Below are 15,617 nucleotides of genomic sequence, written 5' to 3' on the forward strand. Positions count from 1 at the left end.
ATGATGGACATGAGGCCTCACGCTCTCGTCACGGGCGCCAGTTCGGGGATCGGCGCTGCGATCGTCGAACGGCTGCTGCGCGACGGCTGGCGCGTCACCGGGATCAGCCGGCGGCCCGGACTGTTCGAGCATCCGGCCTTCGATCATGTGTCGCTCGACCTTGCCGACGCCGAGGCCATCGCGGACGCCGTCGCGGGCATCGCGCCGACTGCACTGGTTCATGCCGCGGGCATGCTGAGGGTCGGTCACCTTGGATCGCTCGATCACGAGGCGGGAGCGGCGATGTGGCGGCTGCATGTCGAGGTTGCCGAGCGCCTCGCCGACGCGCTGGCACCGCGCCTGCCAGAGGGAGGGCGCATCGTCTTCATCGGCAGCCGAACCGCATCGGGTGCGCCCGGCCGCGGGCAATATGCCGCGACGAAGGCGGCGCTGATCGCACTCGCACGCTCCTGGGCAATGGAGCTTGCGCCGCGCGGTGTCACGGTCAACGTGGTTGCGCCGGCTGCGACCGAGACGCCGATGTTGAAGGATCCCTCGCGCGCTGATGTTGCACCAAAACTGCCGCCACTCGGCCGTTACATCCGCCCCGAGGAAGTTGCTAGCGCAGTCGCCTTCCTGCTCTCGGCGGAAGCCGCCGCCATCACCGGACAGCAGCTGGTCATCTGCGGCGGCAGCTCGCTTTGAGCGCCCCGCCATCCCAGAGCTTGCACATGATAGCTAGATGATGCCGCCTCGCCGAAGCGCTGCGATCGCCGCCTCGTCGTAGCCGAGCTCGGCGAGGACGAGATCGGTGTGCTCGCCGAGCGTCGGCGGGCGCGTTGCGACCTTGCCCGGCGTTTCCGACAGCCGCACCGCGGCGCGGGCGACCGGCGCCTGTTTCGGCAGGCCCGGATAGTCGACGTCCTGCATGAAGCCGGCGGCGCGGATGTGCGGATGATCCAGCGCCTGTTGCGGTGAGAGCACGGGGCCGGTCGGAATCATCGCTTGGCCCAGCGCGTCGACGGCTTCCTGCGTGGTGCGCTCGGCGCACCAGCGCGCCATCCGCTCGCTGATGATGCGGCCGTTGTTGCCGCGGCTGATGTCGTCGGCAAAGCGCGGATCATTCAGCCAAAGCTCCTCCTCACCCATCAGCCTCGCCCAGCGCTTGAACAGTGGATGGCCGGTGACCTGGCAGAGCACCCAGCCGTCCTTGGTGCGGTAGATGTCGGCCGGTGCTGCGGTCTGGCCGAGATTACCGGTCGGAACGCGGTTGACGTTGATGACGGCCTGCTCGATCAGCGTGGCATTGGTGAAGGACAGGGCGGTTGCGAGCAGCGCGCCCTCGACGATCTGCCCGCGTCCGGATTTGCCGCGCTCGATCAGCGCGGCGAGCGTGCCGAACGCGCAGTGCAGCGCGGTGCCGAAATCGACCCAGTTCACCGCGGCCCGATACGGCGGATCGCCCGCGCCCGTCATGTAAACCGAGCCCGACATCACCTGCCCGACGCCGTCGAAGCCGACGCGATCGGACCAGGGACCCGGCCCGCCGAACGCGGTCGCCGTGGTCAGGATGATGTCCGGCTTGATCGCCTTCAACGACGCGTAATCGAGCTTCATCGCGCGCAGGGTTTGCGGCGGCAGATTGGCGACCACGACGTCCGCAGTCGCGATCAGGCGGCGCATCACCTCCTGGCCTTCCACCTTCATCGGATCAAGCGTGATGCACTTCTTGTTGCGATTGACCTGGAGGAACAGCGCGCCCTCGCCGCCTTCGCCCACCGGCGCCACGAAACGATCCTCGCTGCCGTCGCGCTTCTCGACGCGGATGACCTCGGCCCCGAACTCGGCCAGCAAGGTCGCACAATAGGGCCCGGCGATGTAGCGCCCGAAATCGAGCACACGCACGCCCTCCAAAACTCCTCCCATGGATTCCTTCCTTTGATGTTTCGCTCAAATTACTGCGGCTGGCCGTGACCGCAAGCCAGACATCTCTGCTCCGCCCAGGAGTGTGGGCGGCGGACATTTCGACGGGCGGAATTGGACACCCGCCGCGGCAGCCGATTGCCTGCCCCCTCCAGGGGGGCGCTTCTCACTGCGAGCGCGGTGCTACGCCAAGGAACAGAAGGCAGGAGCAAAAGTTCTGGGAATATGATGCAGGTCCGGACGCGTACCGGGCCCGAACGAGCGCGCAAAAATGCGCCTCGACGCGGCCTGGCCGCGCAAGACTATCGGATCTCGCATGAACAAGAATATCCGTTTCAATCTTGGATATGCTGTCGCCGCGATCTTCGCGGTCTTCTTGATCCAGTATCTGATCTCCGCGGCACACCAGATCGCGGTGATCCCCTACAGTGAATATCAGCAATTGTTGCGCCAGGGCAAAGTCGAAACGGTCGGCATCTCCGACCGCACCCTGCAGGGCACGCTGAAGGAGCCGCTGCCTGGCGGCCAAAAACAATTCGTCACGACGCGCGTCGATCAGGACGTTGCGCAAGAGCTGGAGAAATACAACGTCCGATTCACCGGCCAGATCGAGAGCACGTTTCTGCGTGACCTTTTGTCGTGGGCCATGCCCGTGCTGCTGTTCTTCGGCGTCTGGTGGTACATCGGCCGCCGCCTGGCGGAAGGCGGCGGCATCGGCGGCGGGCTGATGGCCATCGGCAAGAGCAAGGCCAAGGTGTATGTCGAATCCAACACCGGGGTCACCTTTGCCGATGTCGCCGGGGTCGACGAGGCCAAGGACGAGCTTCGCGAGGTCGTCGATTTCCTGAAGAACCCGACCGACTATGGCCGGCTCGGCGGCCGCATGCCGAAAGGCGTGCTGCTGGTCGGCCCGCCGGGCACAGGCAAGACCCTGCTGGCCAAGGCCGTTGCCGGCGAGGCCAGAGTGCCGTTCTTCTCGATCTCGGGTTCGGAGTTCGTCGAAATGTTCGTCGGCGTCGGCGCCGCACGTGTGCGGGACTTATTCCAGCAGGCTCACGAAAAGGCACCCGCCATCATTTTCATCGACGAGCTCGACGCGCTTGGCCGCGCCCGTGGCATCGGCGGTTTCGCGGGCGGCCACGATGAGAAGGAGCAGACGCTCAACCAGCTGCTCGTCGAGCTCGACGGCTTCGATTCGCGCTCGGGGCTCGTCATCCTCGCCGCCACCAACCGGCCCGAAATCCTCGATCCCGCCCTGCTCCGGGCCGGCCGCTTCGACCGGCAGGTGCTGGTTGATCGGCCCGACAAGAAGGGCCGCATCGAAATCCTTAAAGTGCACATGAAGAAAGTGCGGCTGGCTGATGGCGTCGATGCAGATGCTGTTGCGGCGCTCACCCCGGGCTTCACCGGCGCGGACCTCGCCAATCTCGTCAATGAAGCGGCGCTTCTGGCGACACGTCGCGCGGCCGACGCGGTGAGCATGATTGACTTCAACAATGCGGTCGAGCGCATGGTCGCGGGGCTCGAAAAGCGCAACCGCCTGCTCAACACCAGGGAACGCGAGATCGTCGCCTATCACGAGATGGGGCACGCCCTCGTCGCGCTCTCGCTGCCGGGGACCGATCCCGTGCACAAGGTCTCGATCATCCCGCGCGGTGTCGGCGCGCTCGGCTACACCATTCAGCGACCGATCGAAGACCGCTTCCTGATGACCAAGGAGGAGCTGGAGAACAAGATGGCGGTGCTGCTCGGCGGCCGCGCCGCGGAGCTGATCGTGTTCGGTCATTTGTCCACGGGTGCGGCCGACGATCTGCGCCGTGTCACCGACATCGCCCGCAGCATGGTGACGCGCTACGGCATGTCCCAGAGATTGGGCGGCGTCGCCTATGAGCGCGATCCCGGCAACTTCCTCGCCGGCGCCGACCGCCCCTATCCGGCGCGCGAGCGCGACTATGCGGAAGAGACTGCAGCCGCGGTCGACCGCGAGGTGAAAGCCATTGTCGACCAGGTCTTCCAACGCACCCAGGGCATCCTGAACACGCGCCGGCCGATCCTGGACCGCGCCGCAAAGAAGCTTTTGGAGAAGGAGACGCTCGAGCAGAGCGATATCGATGCGCTGATCCGGGAAATGCCCAAGGAAGGGCTGCGGGCCATCTAACTGGCGCGCGGCACGGCAACCGGTCTGCGTCCCAGACCAGATGCGAACGGCACGTTTATTTCGCCGTTTGCCTCCTGCTTTCGGCAGGAGATTGGCCGCCGGGTGAAAGGCCGAGGACCATGTCCGAGAACCGTTCGCCTTGCACCAGGACGTGGTCGTGAAGACGGGTCGCGGCCAATTGCTCGTCGCCGGCACGGATCGCTTCCAAAATGCCGGCATGCTCCTGCAGCGATTGCAGCAGCCGATTGCGCGCCCGAAGCTGGATACGGCGATAGGCGCTCAAGCGCTTGTGCAAGGCGAAGGCCTGATCGGCCAGGAAGCTGTTGCGGCTGGCGCGGTAGATCGCTTCGTGAAAGTTGCGGTTGTCGGCGTAGTACTGCTCGCTGTCGCCGTTCCGCGCGGCCGTCTCGCAGGCCCGATGCGCAGCTTCCATCGCCGCATCATTGTCCGGCGTCAGCCGGCGCGCGGCCAAGCGTCCGCAGGCGCTTTCGATCTCGGCCATGGTTTCGAACATCTCGAACAGCCGGGTTGGTGACGGCACGCTGACGATGGCGCCGCGTCGCGGGCGAACATCGATGAAGCCTTCGGCCCCGAGCTGCAGCAGCGCCTCCCGGATCGGCGTCCGCGATACGCCGAATCGCTCCGCCAGCGAGGCTTCGTCCAAGCGATCGCCGGGCTGAAATTCCCCTGCAATCACAGCGTCTTCGATCGACTGCTTCAGTCTGAAGGCCTGGCTCATTGTATACACCCGATCCGACAGTTCCATACCATATGCTTGACAAAACATACAGCATGCAGTTCATACATAAATTGTATGCAAGACTAGAAATAAAAAATGCAATCTCGCAACGGGAGGTATGGAATGAGGATTTCAAGACGCCAAGCCCTGGCCCTGGGGATCGCGGCCCCGGCCCTGCTCCGGTTCGGACAGGCGCGTGCGGCCACGGCCCTCAAGATCTCGCACCAGTTTCCGGGTGGCACCGCGACCGAAGGCGATTTCCGCGACCGGCTCTGCCGGCGTTTCGCGGCACTGATCCAGGAGCGCAGCAAAGGTGCGATGACCGCCGAGATCTATCCGGGCTCGTCGCTGATGAAGACCAACGCGCAGGTCTCGGCAATGCGCAAAGGCGCGCTCGACATGAGCCTCATTCCGATCTCTTACGCCGGCGGCGATCTTCCCGAGCTGAACATCGGCCTGATGCCTGGCCTCGTCACCGGTTACGACGAAGGCCTCGGCTGGAAGAACAAGCCGATCGGCCAGGAGTTCAGTAAATTCCTCGCGGCCAAGGGTCTCGTCATCATCACCTGGATCTGGCAGGCCGGCGGCGTCGCCAGCCGTGCGCGTCCGCTGGTCGAGGTCGGCGATGCCAAGGGCATGAAGATCCGCGGCGGCTCGCGCGAGATGGATCTCGTGCTGCAGGCTGCCGGCGCCTCGGTGCTGTCGCTTCCCTCCAACGAACTCTATGCGGCGATGCAGACCGGCGCATGCGATGCCGCCCTCACCTCGTCCACCAGCCTGACCTCGTTCCGCCTGGAGGAGCTCGCCAAGCATCTGACGACCGGGCGGGCCAAGAGCTACTGGTTCATGCTCGAGCCGCTGGTGATGTCGAAGGCGGTATTCGATCGGCTGTCGAGCGAGGAGCGCGACATCATCGTCTCGGTCGGCGCCGAGCTCGAAGCGTTCGGCCGCGCTGCGGCGGTGGAGGACGATGTCCGCGTGGCCAAGGTCTATCAGGCCGCCGGCGCGACGGTGCACGATCTCGACGACAAGACGGTTCAGGCCTGGCGCGAGCTTGCGCGCGAGACGGCCTGGAAGGACTACGCGGGAAAGAACGAGAACTGCGCTCGCCTGATCAAGCTTGCCATGGAGGCGGGCTCATGAGCGCGCACGGCATCGATCTCGGTCATTCAGCCACAGTGATGACGGCGCGACCCGGCTCCCCGGTGGGACGGATCAGCCGTGCGATGACCCTGCTCAACAGGACGATCGTCGTGCTCTGCTCGATCGCGCTCATCGTCGCGAGCACGATCCTCAGCTACAGCGTGGGCGCGCGCTACTTCTTCAACGCGGCCACCTATTGGCAGGACGAGGCCGCGGTGTTCCTGCTGGTCGGCGCCACGTTCCTGTCGACCGCCTTCGTGCAGGCCGGGCGCGGCCATATCGGCATCGAGGCCCTCACCGGCTATCTGTCGAAGCGCGGCAATGCGATCCGCATGCTCGTGGTCGACACCGCGAGCCTGCTGTTCTGCTGCTTCTTCGCCTGGAAGTCCTGGACGCTGTTCCACGAAGCCTGGGTCGACGGACAGGTGTCCGGATCGACCTGGGCCCCGCCGCTGTGGATTCCCTACAGCATGATGTCGCTGGGCATGACGCTGATGACGCTGCAGATCGCGCTTCAGCTCGCCGCGAGCGTTGAGGCATGGAGGAGCAAATGAGCACGCTTGCCGTCGGACTGATGTACGGTGGTGCGACCCTCGCCGTCATGGCCTCGGGCATGCCGATTGCGCTGGCGCTCGGCGCGGTCGCCGTCATCTTCATGTATTACTTCATGCCCGCCGCATCGCTCGATACGGTGACGCAGAACGTCTACGAGGAAATGGCCTCGATCACGCTGCTGGCGATCCCGCTCTTCATCCTGAAGGGCGCCGCGATCGGCAAGTCGAAGGCGGGACAGGATCTCTATAGCGCGCTGCATGTCTGGATGGGGCGCATCCCCGGCGGTCTCGGCATCGCCAATGTGTTTGCCTGCGCGCTGTTCGCCGCGATGGCGGGATCGTCGCCGGCCACCTGCTCGGCGATCGGCTCTGCCGGCATCCCCGAGATGCGCAAGCGCGGCTATTCCGGCGGCTTTGCCGCGGGCGTGATCGCCGCCGGCGGCACGCTGGGCATCTTGCTGCCGCCCTCCATCACCATGATCCTCTACGCGGTCGCGGCCGAGCAGTCGCTCGGACGCCTCTTCCTCGCCGGCATCGGGCCCGGCCTTCTCCTGGTGCTGCTGTTCGCAACCTACGCGGTGCTGAGGTTCAAGACCGAATACAAAGCGGCGCAACGCGCTTATGCGGCCGATCCGGCGCAGCATCCGATCCTGTCGAACGAGCGCTTCACCATGGCGATGCGGTTCGGCGCGCTGCCGCGCGTGCTGCCCTTCGTCGTGCTGCTCAGCGGCGTCATGATCGCGCTCTATGGCGGCTATGCGACGCCATCGGAAACGGCCGGCCTCGGCGGCATCCTGGCACTGGTCCTGATCGCCTCGATCTACGGCGTGTGGCGCCCACGGGATCTCGGTCCGATCCTGGAATCGACACTGAAGGAATCGACCATGCTGATGCTGATCATCGGCATGTCGCTACTCTACTCCTACGTGATGAGCTATCTCCACATCAGCCAGGCGGCGGCGCAGGCGATCGTCGCGATGCAGCTGTCGCGATGGGTGCTGCTGGGCGCGATCCTGGTGCTGGTCGTGGTGCTCGGCTTCTTCCTGCCGCCGGTCTCGATCATCCTGATGACCGCGCCGATCATCCTGCCGCCGCTCAAGGACGCCGGCTTCGACCTGATCTGGTTCGGCGTGGTGATGACGATCGTGATGGAGATGGGCCTCATTCATCCGCCGGTCGGCCTCAACATCTTCGTCATCAGGAATATCGCGCCCGACATCCCGTTGCGAGATGTGATCTGGGGCACGCTGCCCTTCGTCCTGCTGATGGCGTTCGCGGTCGTCCTGCTCTGCCTTGTTCCGTCGATCTCCACCTTTCTGCCCAACCTCGTGATGGGTCCGCCATCGCGATAACCCGAGGAGGCCCGAACCATGCTGAACGACATCCGGTCCGGACGCATTGCGGCGCCCGAATTCCTGCAAGGGCTGATCGACACGTTGACACAACGCAGCCGTGCGGTTCTCGGCATCAAGCCAGATCGCGCTGTCGGCGAGGATCGCGACCTCGAGCTCCTCGGCGAGGCGCTGCTGTCGCGTCGCGGCGAAGCCTCCGGTGTTGCGATCGCGCAATCGCTGCTCGCGGCGTTCGAAGCCGCGGCCGAGCCGCAGCGGCTCAAATTTCTATCCTCCCTCGCCGACCGGTTCGGGCCGGATCGGCGCGCAATCGAACTTGCGATCGCGGCCTACCAGCGCAAGGAGGGCGGCGACAGCAGCAAGCTCGAGGCACTGCATGCCGCCGCAGAGCCGCGCCGGCAGGAGCTGATCCGGCGCCTCAACCTCGCGCCCGGCGGGACCGCCTCGCTGGTGCGCATGCGCGAGGTGCTGCTCGCGCTGCTGCGCGAGCATCCCGAGCTCCAGCCGGTCGACGACGATTTCGTCCATCTGTTCTCGTCCTGGTTCAACCGGGGTTTTCTCGTGCTGCGACCGATCGACTGGACCACCTCGGCCAACATCCTCGAGAAGATCATCAAGTATGAGGCCGTCCACGCCATCCAGGACTGGGACGATTTGCGCAACCGGCTCGAGCCACCGGATCGCCGCTGCTATGCATTCTTTCATCCGCAGCTGGTCGACGAGCCGCTGATCTTCGTCGAGGTCGCGCTTACCAAGGAGATTCCCGGCGCGATCGGCCCATTGCTCGACAAATCGCGCGAGGCGATTGCCGCGCATGAGGCGACAACGGCCGTGTTCTACTCGATCTCGAACACGCAGAAGGGTCTCGCCGGCGTCTCGTTCGGCAATTTCCTCATCAAGCAGGTGGTGCAGGACCTCGCCCGCGAGCTGCCGAACCTGAAGACCTTCGTCACGCTGTCGCCCGTTCCCGGCTTTGCCGGCTGGGTGCGGCGCGAGCTCAAGACGGAGGCCTCCGCCGCGATCGATGAGGAGACGCGAGGCGCGCTGGCCGCGCTCGACGACGGCGGCGACATCGCGCAGGCGAAGGAGGCGATCACAGCACTCGCCGCCTATTACTTCCTGAAGGCGAAGCTGCCGTCAGGCAAGCCGGTCGACCCCGTCGCCCGCTTCCATCTCGGCAACGGCGCGCGCCTGGAGCGGCTCAATTTCCTCGGCGATGCCTCCGCCAAGGGCATGAAGCAGTCCTACGGGCTGATGGTGAACTATCTCTACGCGCTCGAGCGCATCGAGGCGAACCACGAAGCTTTTGCGGAAGCCGGCACGGTCGTCGCTTCCGACAAGGTGAAGAAGGCGCTTCGCGCGAAACTGTCATCGCGGGACCTCGTTCCCAGTCCTCCCACCAACTCGCAACGGAAGATCTCGTCATGACCTCGAACCTGTATGACCGCCTGCTCGCCGGCGCGGAGTCCGACCAATCCATCTGCATCGAGAAGGACGACGGCGCAGCGTTGAGCTATGCCGAACTTGCTGCGCTGAGCGGCAGGTTCGCAAACTTCCTCGCCAGTATCGGCATCGGCCCGAACCACCGCGTCGCGATCAAGGTGGAGAAATCCGTCGAGGCCGTTGCGCTCTATCTCGCAACACTGCGCGCCGGCGCGGTCTATCTGCCGCTCAACACCGCCTATACGCCGGCCGAAACCGAGTATTTCATCCGCGACGCGCAGCCGACTTTGATCGTGTGTGATCCCAGGGAAGAGACCGATTTGCGCGCCATCGCCGCCAAGGCGGGCGGCCGGGTCGAGACGCTCGATCACCGCGGCAAGGGTTCGCTCGTCGATGCTGCGGCAGACTTCCCGGCGCGATTTGACACCGTCGCCAGGACGAATGACGATCTCGCAGCCATCCTCTACACGTCCGGCACGACCGGCCGCTCGAAGGGAGCCATGCTGACACACGGCAACCTTTCTTCGAACGCTCTGACGCTCGTCGAGGAGTGGCGTTATTCGAGCAAGGACGTGCTGATCCATGCCCTGCCGATTTATCACGTTCACGGGCTCTTCGTGGCCTGCAACGTCAGCTTCGCCGCACGCGCGCGCATCCTATTCATGCAGAAGTTCGACGCCGAACGCATTCTGGCCACGATGGCGCGCGCCACCGTGCTGATGGGCGTGCCGACCTTCTATGTCCGCCTGCTCGAGAGCACTGACCTGAACGAGCGAAGCACCGCCAACATGAGGCTTTTCGTCGCCGGCTCGGCGCCGCTTCTGGCCGAGACGCACCGGGCCTGGAAGGCGCGGACCGGGCACGCGGTCCTGGAACGCTACGGCATGACCGAGACCGGGATGATCGCCTCCAATCCCTATGAGGGGTCTCGCATTGCCGGCTCGGTCGGCCGGCCGCTTCCCGCCGTCGAGGTTCGCGTCACCGATCCCGAGACCGGCGCTGTGCTGCAGGCCGGCGAGGTCGGCATGATCGAGGTGAAGGGGCCAAACGTCTTTGCGGGCTACTGGAACATGCCGGAAAAGACCGCGGCCGAATTCCGTGCCGACGGCTTCTTCATCACCGGCGATCTCGGCAAGCTCGAAGCGAATGGTTATCTGCACATCGTCGGGCGCGGCAAGGACCTCATCATCACCGGCGGGTTCAATGTGTACCCCAAGGAGATCGAAACCGAGATCGACGCGATTCCGGGCGTTTCCGAGAGCGCGGTCGTCGGCGTGCCGCACGCCGATTTTGGCGAGGGCGTCACCGCGGCGGTGGTTCGGTCGCCGGGCTCATCGGTCGACGAAAGCGCCATTCTCGCCGCGCTGTCGGGACGATTGGCAAAATTCAAGCAGCCGAAGCGGGTCGTGTTCGTCGAGGGTCTGCCCCGCAACGCGATGGGAAAAGTGCAGAAGAACCTCTTGCGCGAACGCTTTGCCGATCTCTATTCCGGGCCGGCGTAGTCTCCTCGCCGCGTTTTTGACACGTCCTCTGGCCTACGCGAGGTTCGCAAGGACGTGACGGATCAGGCCGGCCGCCGAGACCACCTGGCGCGGTGGTCGCGCGGCGGCGAGTCATGTCGTACCATTCTCAGGCACGGGCCCGCCACAGCGTCGCGGCAAGCAGGAGGTAGGCGGCGCAAGTCCACATTGCCTGCCAGTTCGCTGTCCCTTCGTTGAAGGTTATATAGATCGCCGCTCCGACGAGCACGCCGGCAAACAGCGATTCCGCCACAGGACGACTTCCCTTCCCAGGCGGATTGAGCAGTGTCATCGCCGCGAAAGGTAACGCTGCCATGGTGAGTGCTGCAAAAGGAAAATCGATGTTGCGCGGGTCAAACACGAGCGCGACTGCGGTGGCCGTACCTATCACGACGGTTACGATTAAGGCCAATCCGTGCATGGTCACGACCATCGATTCCGTCCGGTAGCCTTTCGGACCGAGCAACTCCTGAAAGCTCGGCGGTGGGCGCCCCGACATGAGGGCGTTGGCACCAAGTACCGGTGAAACCGTCGCAGCCATCAGAAGAGAGCTCCACAGGAGCCAGCCGCCGGCTCCGACACTTTCGAAGAACACCTTTTGGGCGGCCACGCCAAACAGGATCCCGGCTGTCGTCGCCGAGATTGCGACCCCAAACCATGAAGCGTGGCCATGGCTCCCCGGCTTACGACGCGAGGTCAGCCACGCCGCAGCGAAGACCAGGGTCGCCAGCGCAATTCCGCAGCTCATCTGCAGCTTCCAGAGCGGAAAGTTACTGACGGGGATGCCGGCGGGATATTTGAGCACGCGATGCTCGCCTCCGAACAGGCCCCATGATCCGCCGATTGTGCCCTCGATCTCTCGCTTCCAGGATTCGTCGTAGGCCTCGAACAAGTTGACGCGGAAATTCTCGCGCCGGGCGAGGTCGAGAATCTCGGAGACCACGCGGGCCTGATTGGTGGGCGACGGCAACGCCGATTCCCGCATCCGTCCCTGGCTCGGCCAGCCTATTTCGCCGATCAGGATTTCCTTGCCCGGAAAGGCCGTCGCGACCTGCCGGCGAATTGCGTCGACGTGCGTGGCAGCCGAACCTGCCGGGATCGGCACGTTCTCCCAATATGGCAGGATGTGAATCGTGACGAAGTCGACGGCATCGTAGAGCTCACGATTGCTCAGCCAGAATTCCCAGACGTCGGCATAGGTCACGGGGACACTGACCTGCGCTTTGACCGAGCGGATCGTGTCGGCGAGATCGGACACTGTTATGTCCTTGCGCAACAAGGTCTCGTTGCCGACCACCAGCGCGATCACGGTCCCGGGATACTCCCTGGCGAGGCGTATCGCCGTTGAGATCTGCGTTCGATTCTTCTGCTGGTCCTTGTCGAGGAAAATGCCCTGGATGACCTTCAGCCCCGCTCGGGCTGCAAGTTCGGGGATTTGGTCGAGGCCAAGATCGGTCGCATAGGTACGGATACAGTCGGATATCTCCGCAAGCTGGGCGAGATCTTCCGCGATCTGCTCACGCGATACCTGCGTCGCGGACGAAAGCGAGGTCTGATGGCTGCGGAACGGGGCGTATGAGATGCATTGGACCTTGTCGTTTGGATCGATGGGTGCGCGCACCAGATGGACTGGCGTTCCCAACCACCACCACACGGCGGCGATGACGCCCAGCGATATCAGAAAGAGCGCGAGCGAAACGCGGAGAGCATCCAGGGGCCTCGTGGCAGGCGCGACTTGCTTGACCTCCCCGCTTAGCGGGAGCAGCAGCCTGGAGAACCAGCTTGCTTTCCGAGGATGGACCAACTGATCACGCGCGAGGTACGGCTTTTCACTTGCTGCGATGTCGCGGACGCGTCGCATTGCTTCAAAGCGCGCGCCTGCGATCGCAACTGCATGAAAAACGGGAGGATCATGCAATTGAATTTGTTCAAGGTCGCTCCCAACCCGATTATAGGATCGCTCGCGTTTCCACAAGCTGGTTGATTCAGGTCACTTCATTCAATGGTCCTGTCGAATCTCCCATGCCCAGACCGGATCGCCGGCATCCCGGCGGCTGATCAGGGTGACGCGCATGAAACGATCGTGGGCCAGTGCAGCGCCCAGCCACAGTTCATTCCACGCATCGAATATGGCGGGAGACATTTGCTCCCTGCCAGACATGAGGCGCCACGTCGTTTGTCTTACGATCGCCGTGCTACCTTCAAGATGCATCTCTGCGTCATCGCCTTGGCCACGTAACAGCCTCGTAAGTGCGGTTGCAAAACCTGCGACACCTCGGTCCACTCCACCGAGCATGGACGCAACATCGTCAAACGTGTGCATGCCGATCAATCGAGCAGCTAAACCTCCCAAGTGACCTCCCTCGGCCGGTCCGAGCACCGACATCACTTCAGGCAGGATCGAAGTGATATAGTCCATCGCGTAATTGCGGAGGGCCTTTCTCAAGCGACTTTCTGGCCAATTGGTTTCGGGAAGGCGCGGCGCAAGTTCTGGCCTGAATGGAGGGCATCGCTCTCCGGGCGAAAATTGCAGCCGCTCTTCCGGAGAAAGGTCATGATCGTACTCCCGGTAATATCCCTCCAGGCCAGGCTGCCCGTCGACGGTCTGTCCCGTGCAGACGAAGCCGAGGCGAGGGTTACCGAGAACCACGCCGTTGTTGCCGTGCCATCCCCTGAGCATCCCGCGAGAGACTTCCGAGGGAATTCCGCAGATCGCGGTGCCATGCCAAAGCCACCGAGGAGGCGGATAGCGTATCCATGCCTTCTTGTCGCTTTCATAGACATATTCGACCTTTACGCCACCAACCTGATTGGCGAGGTAGTTGTACTGCGCGCTGGCGACCGCATGGGGCAACCCGTCCAAACCGAGCTTTTTGAGGCTCGCGACGAAATGGGTCGCTTGCTGGCGGCGAAACATTCTGAACACGATCTCAGCCGCGCGAGCCGCCCCGGCGCGCGACGAGAGATGAAGGATGAGACCCGTAAGATACGAGTGATAAATCCGCTCGACCGCACGATAGGCCTGCACGTCATCCGATGTACTGTTCTTAATACTCATTCGTTTCTCCCGGACGTTCCTCGATGAATGGGGCCGACGTCGCTCGCGCTCCTGACGGCGTCAGTCACGACCCTTCATTTCGCGAATCAACCTGCGCGCCTCGTCGCGTTCCGGGATCGGGCGGCCGCTGTCACGCCATTCGATGGCCGCCTTGAAACCGTGCCTCTGCGCGTACCGCCTGAACCACAAGCCCTCAGGATTATGACGCGTGATGCCGTCAAACAGTGTCGCAAGCGACTGCGTCTGCTCGAGACCCATGGTCAGCATGACCTGATTGACGACCATCTTGTGCATGGCGAGGTGACTCTTCGGAACGCCGGCAATCCGGTCGGCGAGCTTTCGCGTCTCGGCCTCGAGTTGCTCCACCGGAACGCAGACGTTCGCCAGCCCCCACTCCGCCGCCTTGCGGCCGTCGATCATGTTCCCGGTGAACATCATCTCCTTGGCGCGCGCAGGTCCGAGCTTGAACGTCCACATCGCGGTGGTAGGGCATCCCCATACGCGCGTCGGCATGTAGCCGATCCGAGCATCCTCCGCCATCACGATCAGGTCGCAGCAGAGCGCGATATCGCTGCCCCCGGCGACCGCCGCGCCGTGAATCTTGGCGATGGTCGGCTTGGAGCACTTCCACAAGCTCATGAAGTTCTCGGTATTCTTCTTCATGAACGCGTAATCGACCATGGGGTCCCAAGGCTCGCTCTCCTGCTGGCACGGGTGCTCGATCTCGCTCTCGGCATAGGCGACGAGATCATACCCGCCGCAGAACCCCTTGCCTGCGCCTTCGATCACGACAACGTGCACGTCGTCATTCTTCTCCGCCCACTCGACCGCCGCCCGGATCTCTTCGGGCATCGCGTCGTCGATGGCGTTGAACCGACCCGGGCGGTCGAGGACGAGACGGGCGATGTTCGGTGCGTCCTCGCGGACTGCGATACTGAGACTCGAGAAATTCGGCATCGTAACCTCGCGGATGTATGAACAGTCAGCATTGACTGTAACAACTATCGTGCTACAGTCAATACTGACTGTTGAGGGACAGAATGCCAAGTCCAGCGAAGACCGGAGCTCCCGACGGACCGGCCGAGACCACACGATCGCGGATTCTGAACGCCGCCGTAGATTGCCTGATCGACCTCGGCGTCGCCGGCACGACAACGCTCGCGGTACAGCATCGGGCAGAAGTCAGCCGCGGCGCCCTTCTTCATCACTTTCCCACGCACGCCTCTCTTTTGGCTGCGAGCGTCGCCGAACTTGTCAGCCGGAACGAGAAGGCCGTCTCGCAGGGGCGCGCAGGCGCGGGGCCGGCTGACACTCTGGTTGCTGCCGTCGAGGCGCTTGCATTCGCTGCGCGCCAGCCAGCCTATCTCGCCGAGTTGGAGCTCTGGGCGGTGGCTCGCACCGATGCTGCCTTGAAACAGGCATTGACGGCGGCAGAGCGCGGTGCCCGACACGATCTCGAGCGCGTTTATGTCCAGCTCTTCGGCGAGTGGACGGATTCCGAGGCCTACGACGACGTCATCGCGCTGACGCTCCATTTCATCAGAGGACTCGCGATTTCCGAGAACCTTCGAAGCTCTGCGGGAGCACGCGAGCGACTTGTAGCGATGTGGGCCGACGCGATGCGAACCCTGCTCGAGACCAAAAAGAAGAAGCGACAGAAGTGAAAAACGGTGGACATGAACGCCGATCTGACCGCCCGGGCCGCTTCCGTGCGTGCGATCGCCAAGGCAGGGTCTGCGAACTCGTTC

At 63.8% G+C, this 15,617-nt stretch carries 13 protein-coding genes; 8 read left to right on the forward strand and 5 right to left on the reverse strand.

Annotated features, from left to right (window positions below; all coding sequences use genetic code 11):
* Complete coding sequence (locus tag P6U29_RS29915; protein WP_407113953.1) at positions 1 to 684, forward strand: SDR family NAD(P)-dependent oxidoreductase; 684 nt, start codon at positions 1 to 3, stop codon at positions 682 to 684.
* Between the two features lie 33 nt (positions 685 to 717).
* Here P6U29_RS29915 and P6U29_RS29920 read toward each other — a convergent pair whose 3' ends face one another.
* On the reverse strand, positions 718 to 1,905 hold the full coding sequence (locus P6U29_RS29920; RefSeq protein ID WP_407113954.1) for a CaiB/BaiF CoA transferase family protein: 1,188 nt from the start codon (positions 1,903 to 1,905) through the stop codon (positions 718 to 720).
* A 313-nt stretch (positions 1,906 to 2,218) separates the two neighbouring features.
* Between P6U29_RS29920 and ftsH the strand changes: the two genes are divergently transcribed.
* Complete coding sequence (gene ftsH / locus P6U29_RS29925) at positions 2,219 to 4,060, forward strand: ATP-dependent zinc metalloprotease FtsH (RefSeq protein ID WP_407113955.1); 1,842 nt, start codon at positions 2,219 to 2,221, stop codon at positions 4,058 to 4,060.
* Between the two features lie 55 nt (positions 4,061 to 4,115).
* Here ftsH and P6U29_RS29930 read toward each other — a convergent pair whose 3' ends face one another.
* The gene (locus P6U29_RS29930) at positions 4,116 to 4,799 is read right to left on the reverse strand and encodes a GntR family transcriptional regulator (protein ID WP_122404449.1); all 684 of its coding nucleotides are present in this window, start codon (positions 4,797 to 4,799) and stop codon (positions 4,116 to 4,118) included.
* A gap of 123 nt (positions 4,800 to 4,922) precedes the next feature.
* Here P6U29_RS29930 and dctP point away from each other — a divergent pair, with 123 nt between their 5' ends.
* The 5 genes from dctP to P6U29_RS29955 are packed head-to-tail and all read left to right on the forward strand — an operon-like array spanning position 4,923 to position 10,793.
* On the forward strand, positions 4,923 to 5,942 hold the full coding sequence (gene dctP, locus P6U29_RS29935) for a TRAP transporter substrate-binding protein DctP (protein ID WP_407113956.1): 1,020 nt from the start codon (positions 4,923 to 4,925) through the stop codon (positions 5,940 to 5,942).
* Positions 5,939 to 6,496, forward strand: a complete 558-nt coding sequence (locus P6U29_RS29940) for a TRAP transporter small permease (protein ID WP_407113957.1) — start codon at positions 5,939 to 5,941, stop codon at positions 6,494 to 6,496. Before dctP ends, P6U29_RS29940 begins: the two co-directional genes overlap by 4 nt.
* Positions 6,493 to 7,848, forward strand: a complete 1,356-nt coding sequence (locus P6U29_RS29945; RefSeq protein ID WP_407113958.1) for a TRAP transporter large permease — start codon at positions 6,493 to 6,495, stop codon at positions 7,846 to 7,848. Before P6U29_RS29940 ends, P6U29_RS29945 begins: the two co-directional genes overlap by 4 nt.
* An 18-nt stretch (positions 7,849 to 7,866) precedes the next feature.
* Positions 7,867 to 9,276 carry a malonyl-CoA decarboxylase gene (locus P6U29_RS29950; RefSeq protein ID WP_407113959.1) on the forward strand — a complete coding sequence of 470 codons (1,410 nt, stop codon included), beginning with the start codon at positions 7,867 to 7,869 and terminating at the stop codon, positions 9,274 to 9,276.
* On the forward strand, positions 9,273 to 10,793 hold the full coding sequence (locus P6U29_RS29955) for a malonate--CoA ligase (protein WP_407113960.1): 1,521 nt from the start codon (positions 9,273 to 9,275) through the stop codon (positions 10,791 to 10,793). Before P6U29_RS29950 ends, P6U29_RS29955 begins: the two co-directional genes overlap by 4 nt.
* A 127-nt stretch (positions 10,794 to 10,920) precedes the next feature.
* Here P6U29_RS29955 and P6U29_RS29960 read toward each other — a convergent pair whose 3' ends face one another.
* The 3 genes from P6U29_RS29960 to P6U29_RS29970 form a co-directional block, all read right to left on the reverse strand.
* Entirely contained in the window at positions 10,921 to 12,483 is a 1,563-nt protein-coding gene (locus tag P6U29_RS29960) for a beta-(1-6) glucans synthase (protein ID WP_407119453.1), read from the reverse strand.
* Positions 12,484 to 12,810: 327 nt separating this feature from the next.
* Positions 12,811 to 13,869, reverse strand: a complete 1,059-nt coding sequence (locus P6U29_RS29965) for a hypothetical protein (protein WP_407113961.1) — start codon at positions 13,867 to 13,869, stop codon at positions 12,811 to 12,813.
* A gap of 60 nt (positions 13,870 to 13,929) precedes the next feature.
* Positions 13,930 to 14,826 carry a crotonase/enoyl-CoA hydratase family protein gene (locus P6U29_RS29970; protein WP_407113962.1) on the reverse strand — a complete coding sequence of 299 codons (897 nt, stop codon included), beginning with the start codon at positions 14,824 to 14,826 and terminating at the stop codon, positions 13,930 to 13,932.
* An 83-nt stretch (positions 14,827 to 14,909) separates the two neighbouring features.
* Here P6U29_RS29970 and P6U29_RS29975 point away from each other — a divergent pair, with 83 nt between their 5' ends.
* Positions 14,910 to 15,533 carry a TetR/AcrR family transcriptional regulator gene (locus P6U29_RS29975; protein WP_407113963.1) on the forward strand — a complete coding sequence of 208 codons (624 nt, stop codon included), beginning with the start codon at positions 14,910 to 14,912 and terminating at the stop codon, positions 15,531 to 15,533.
* Positions 15,534 to 15,617 lie beyond the last annotated feature (84 nt).

Source organism: Bradyrhizobium sp. LMG 9283 (assembly GCF_045571415.1).
GTDB lineage: Bacteria > Pseudomonadota > Alphaproteobacteria > Rhizobiales > Xanthobacteraceae > Bradyrhizobium.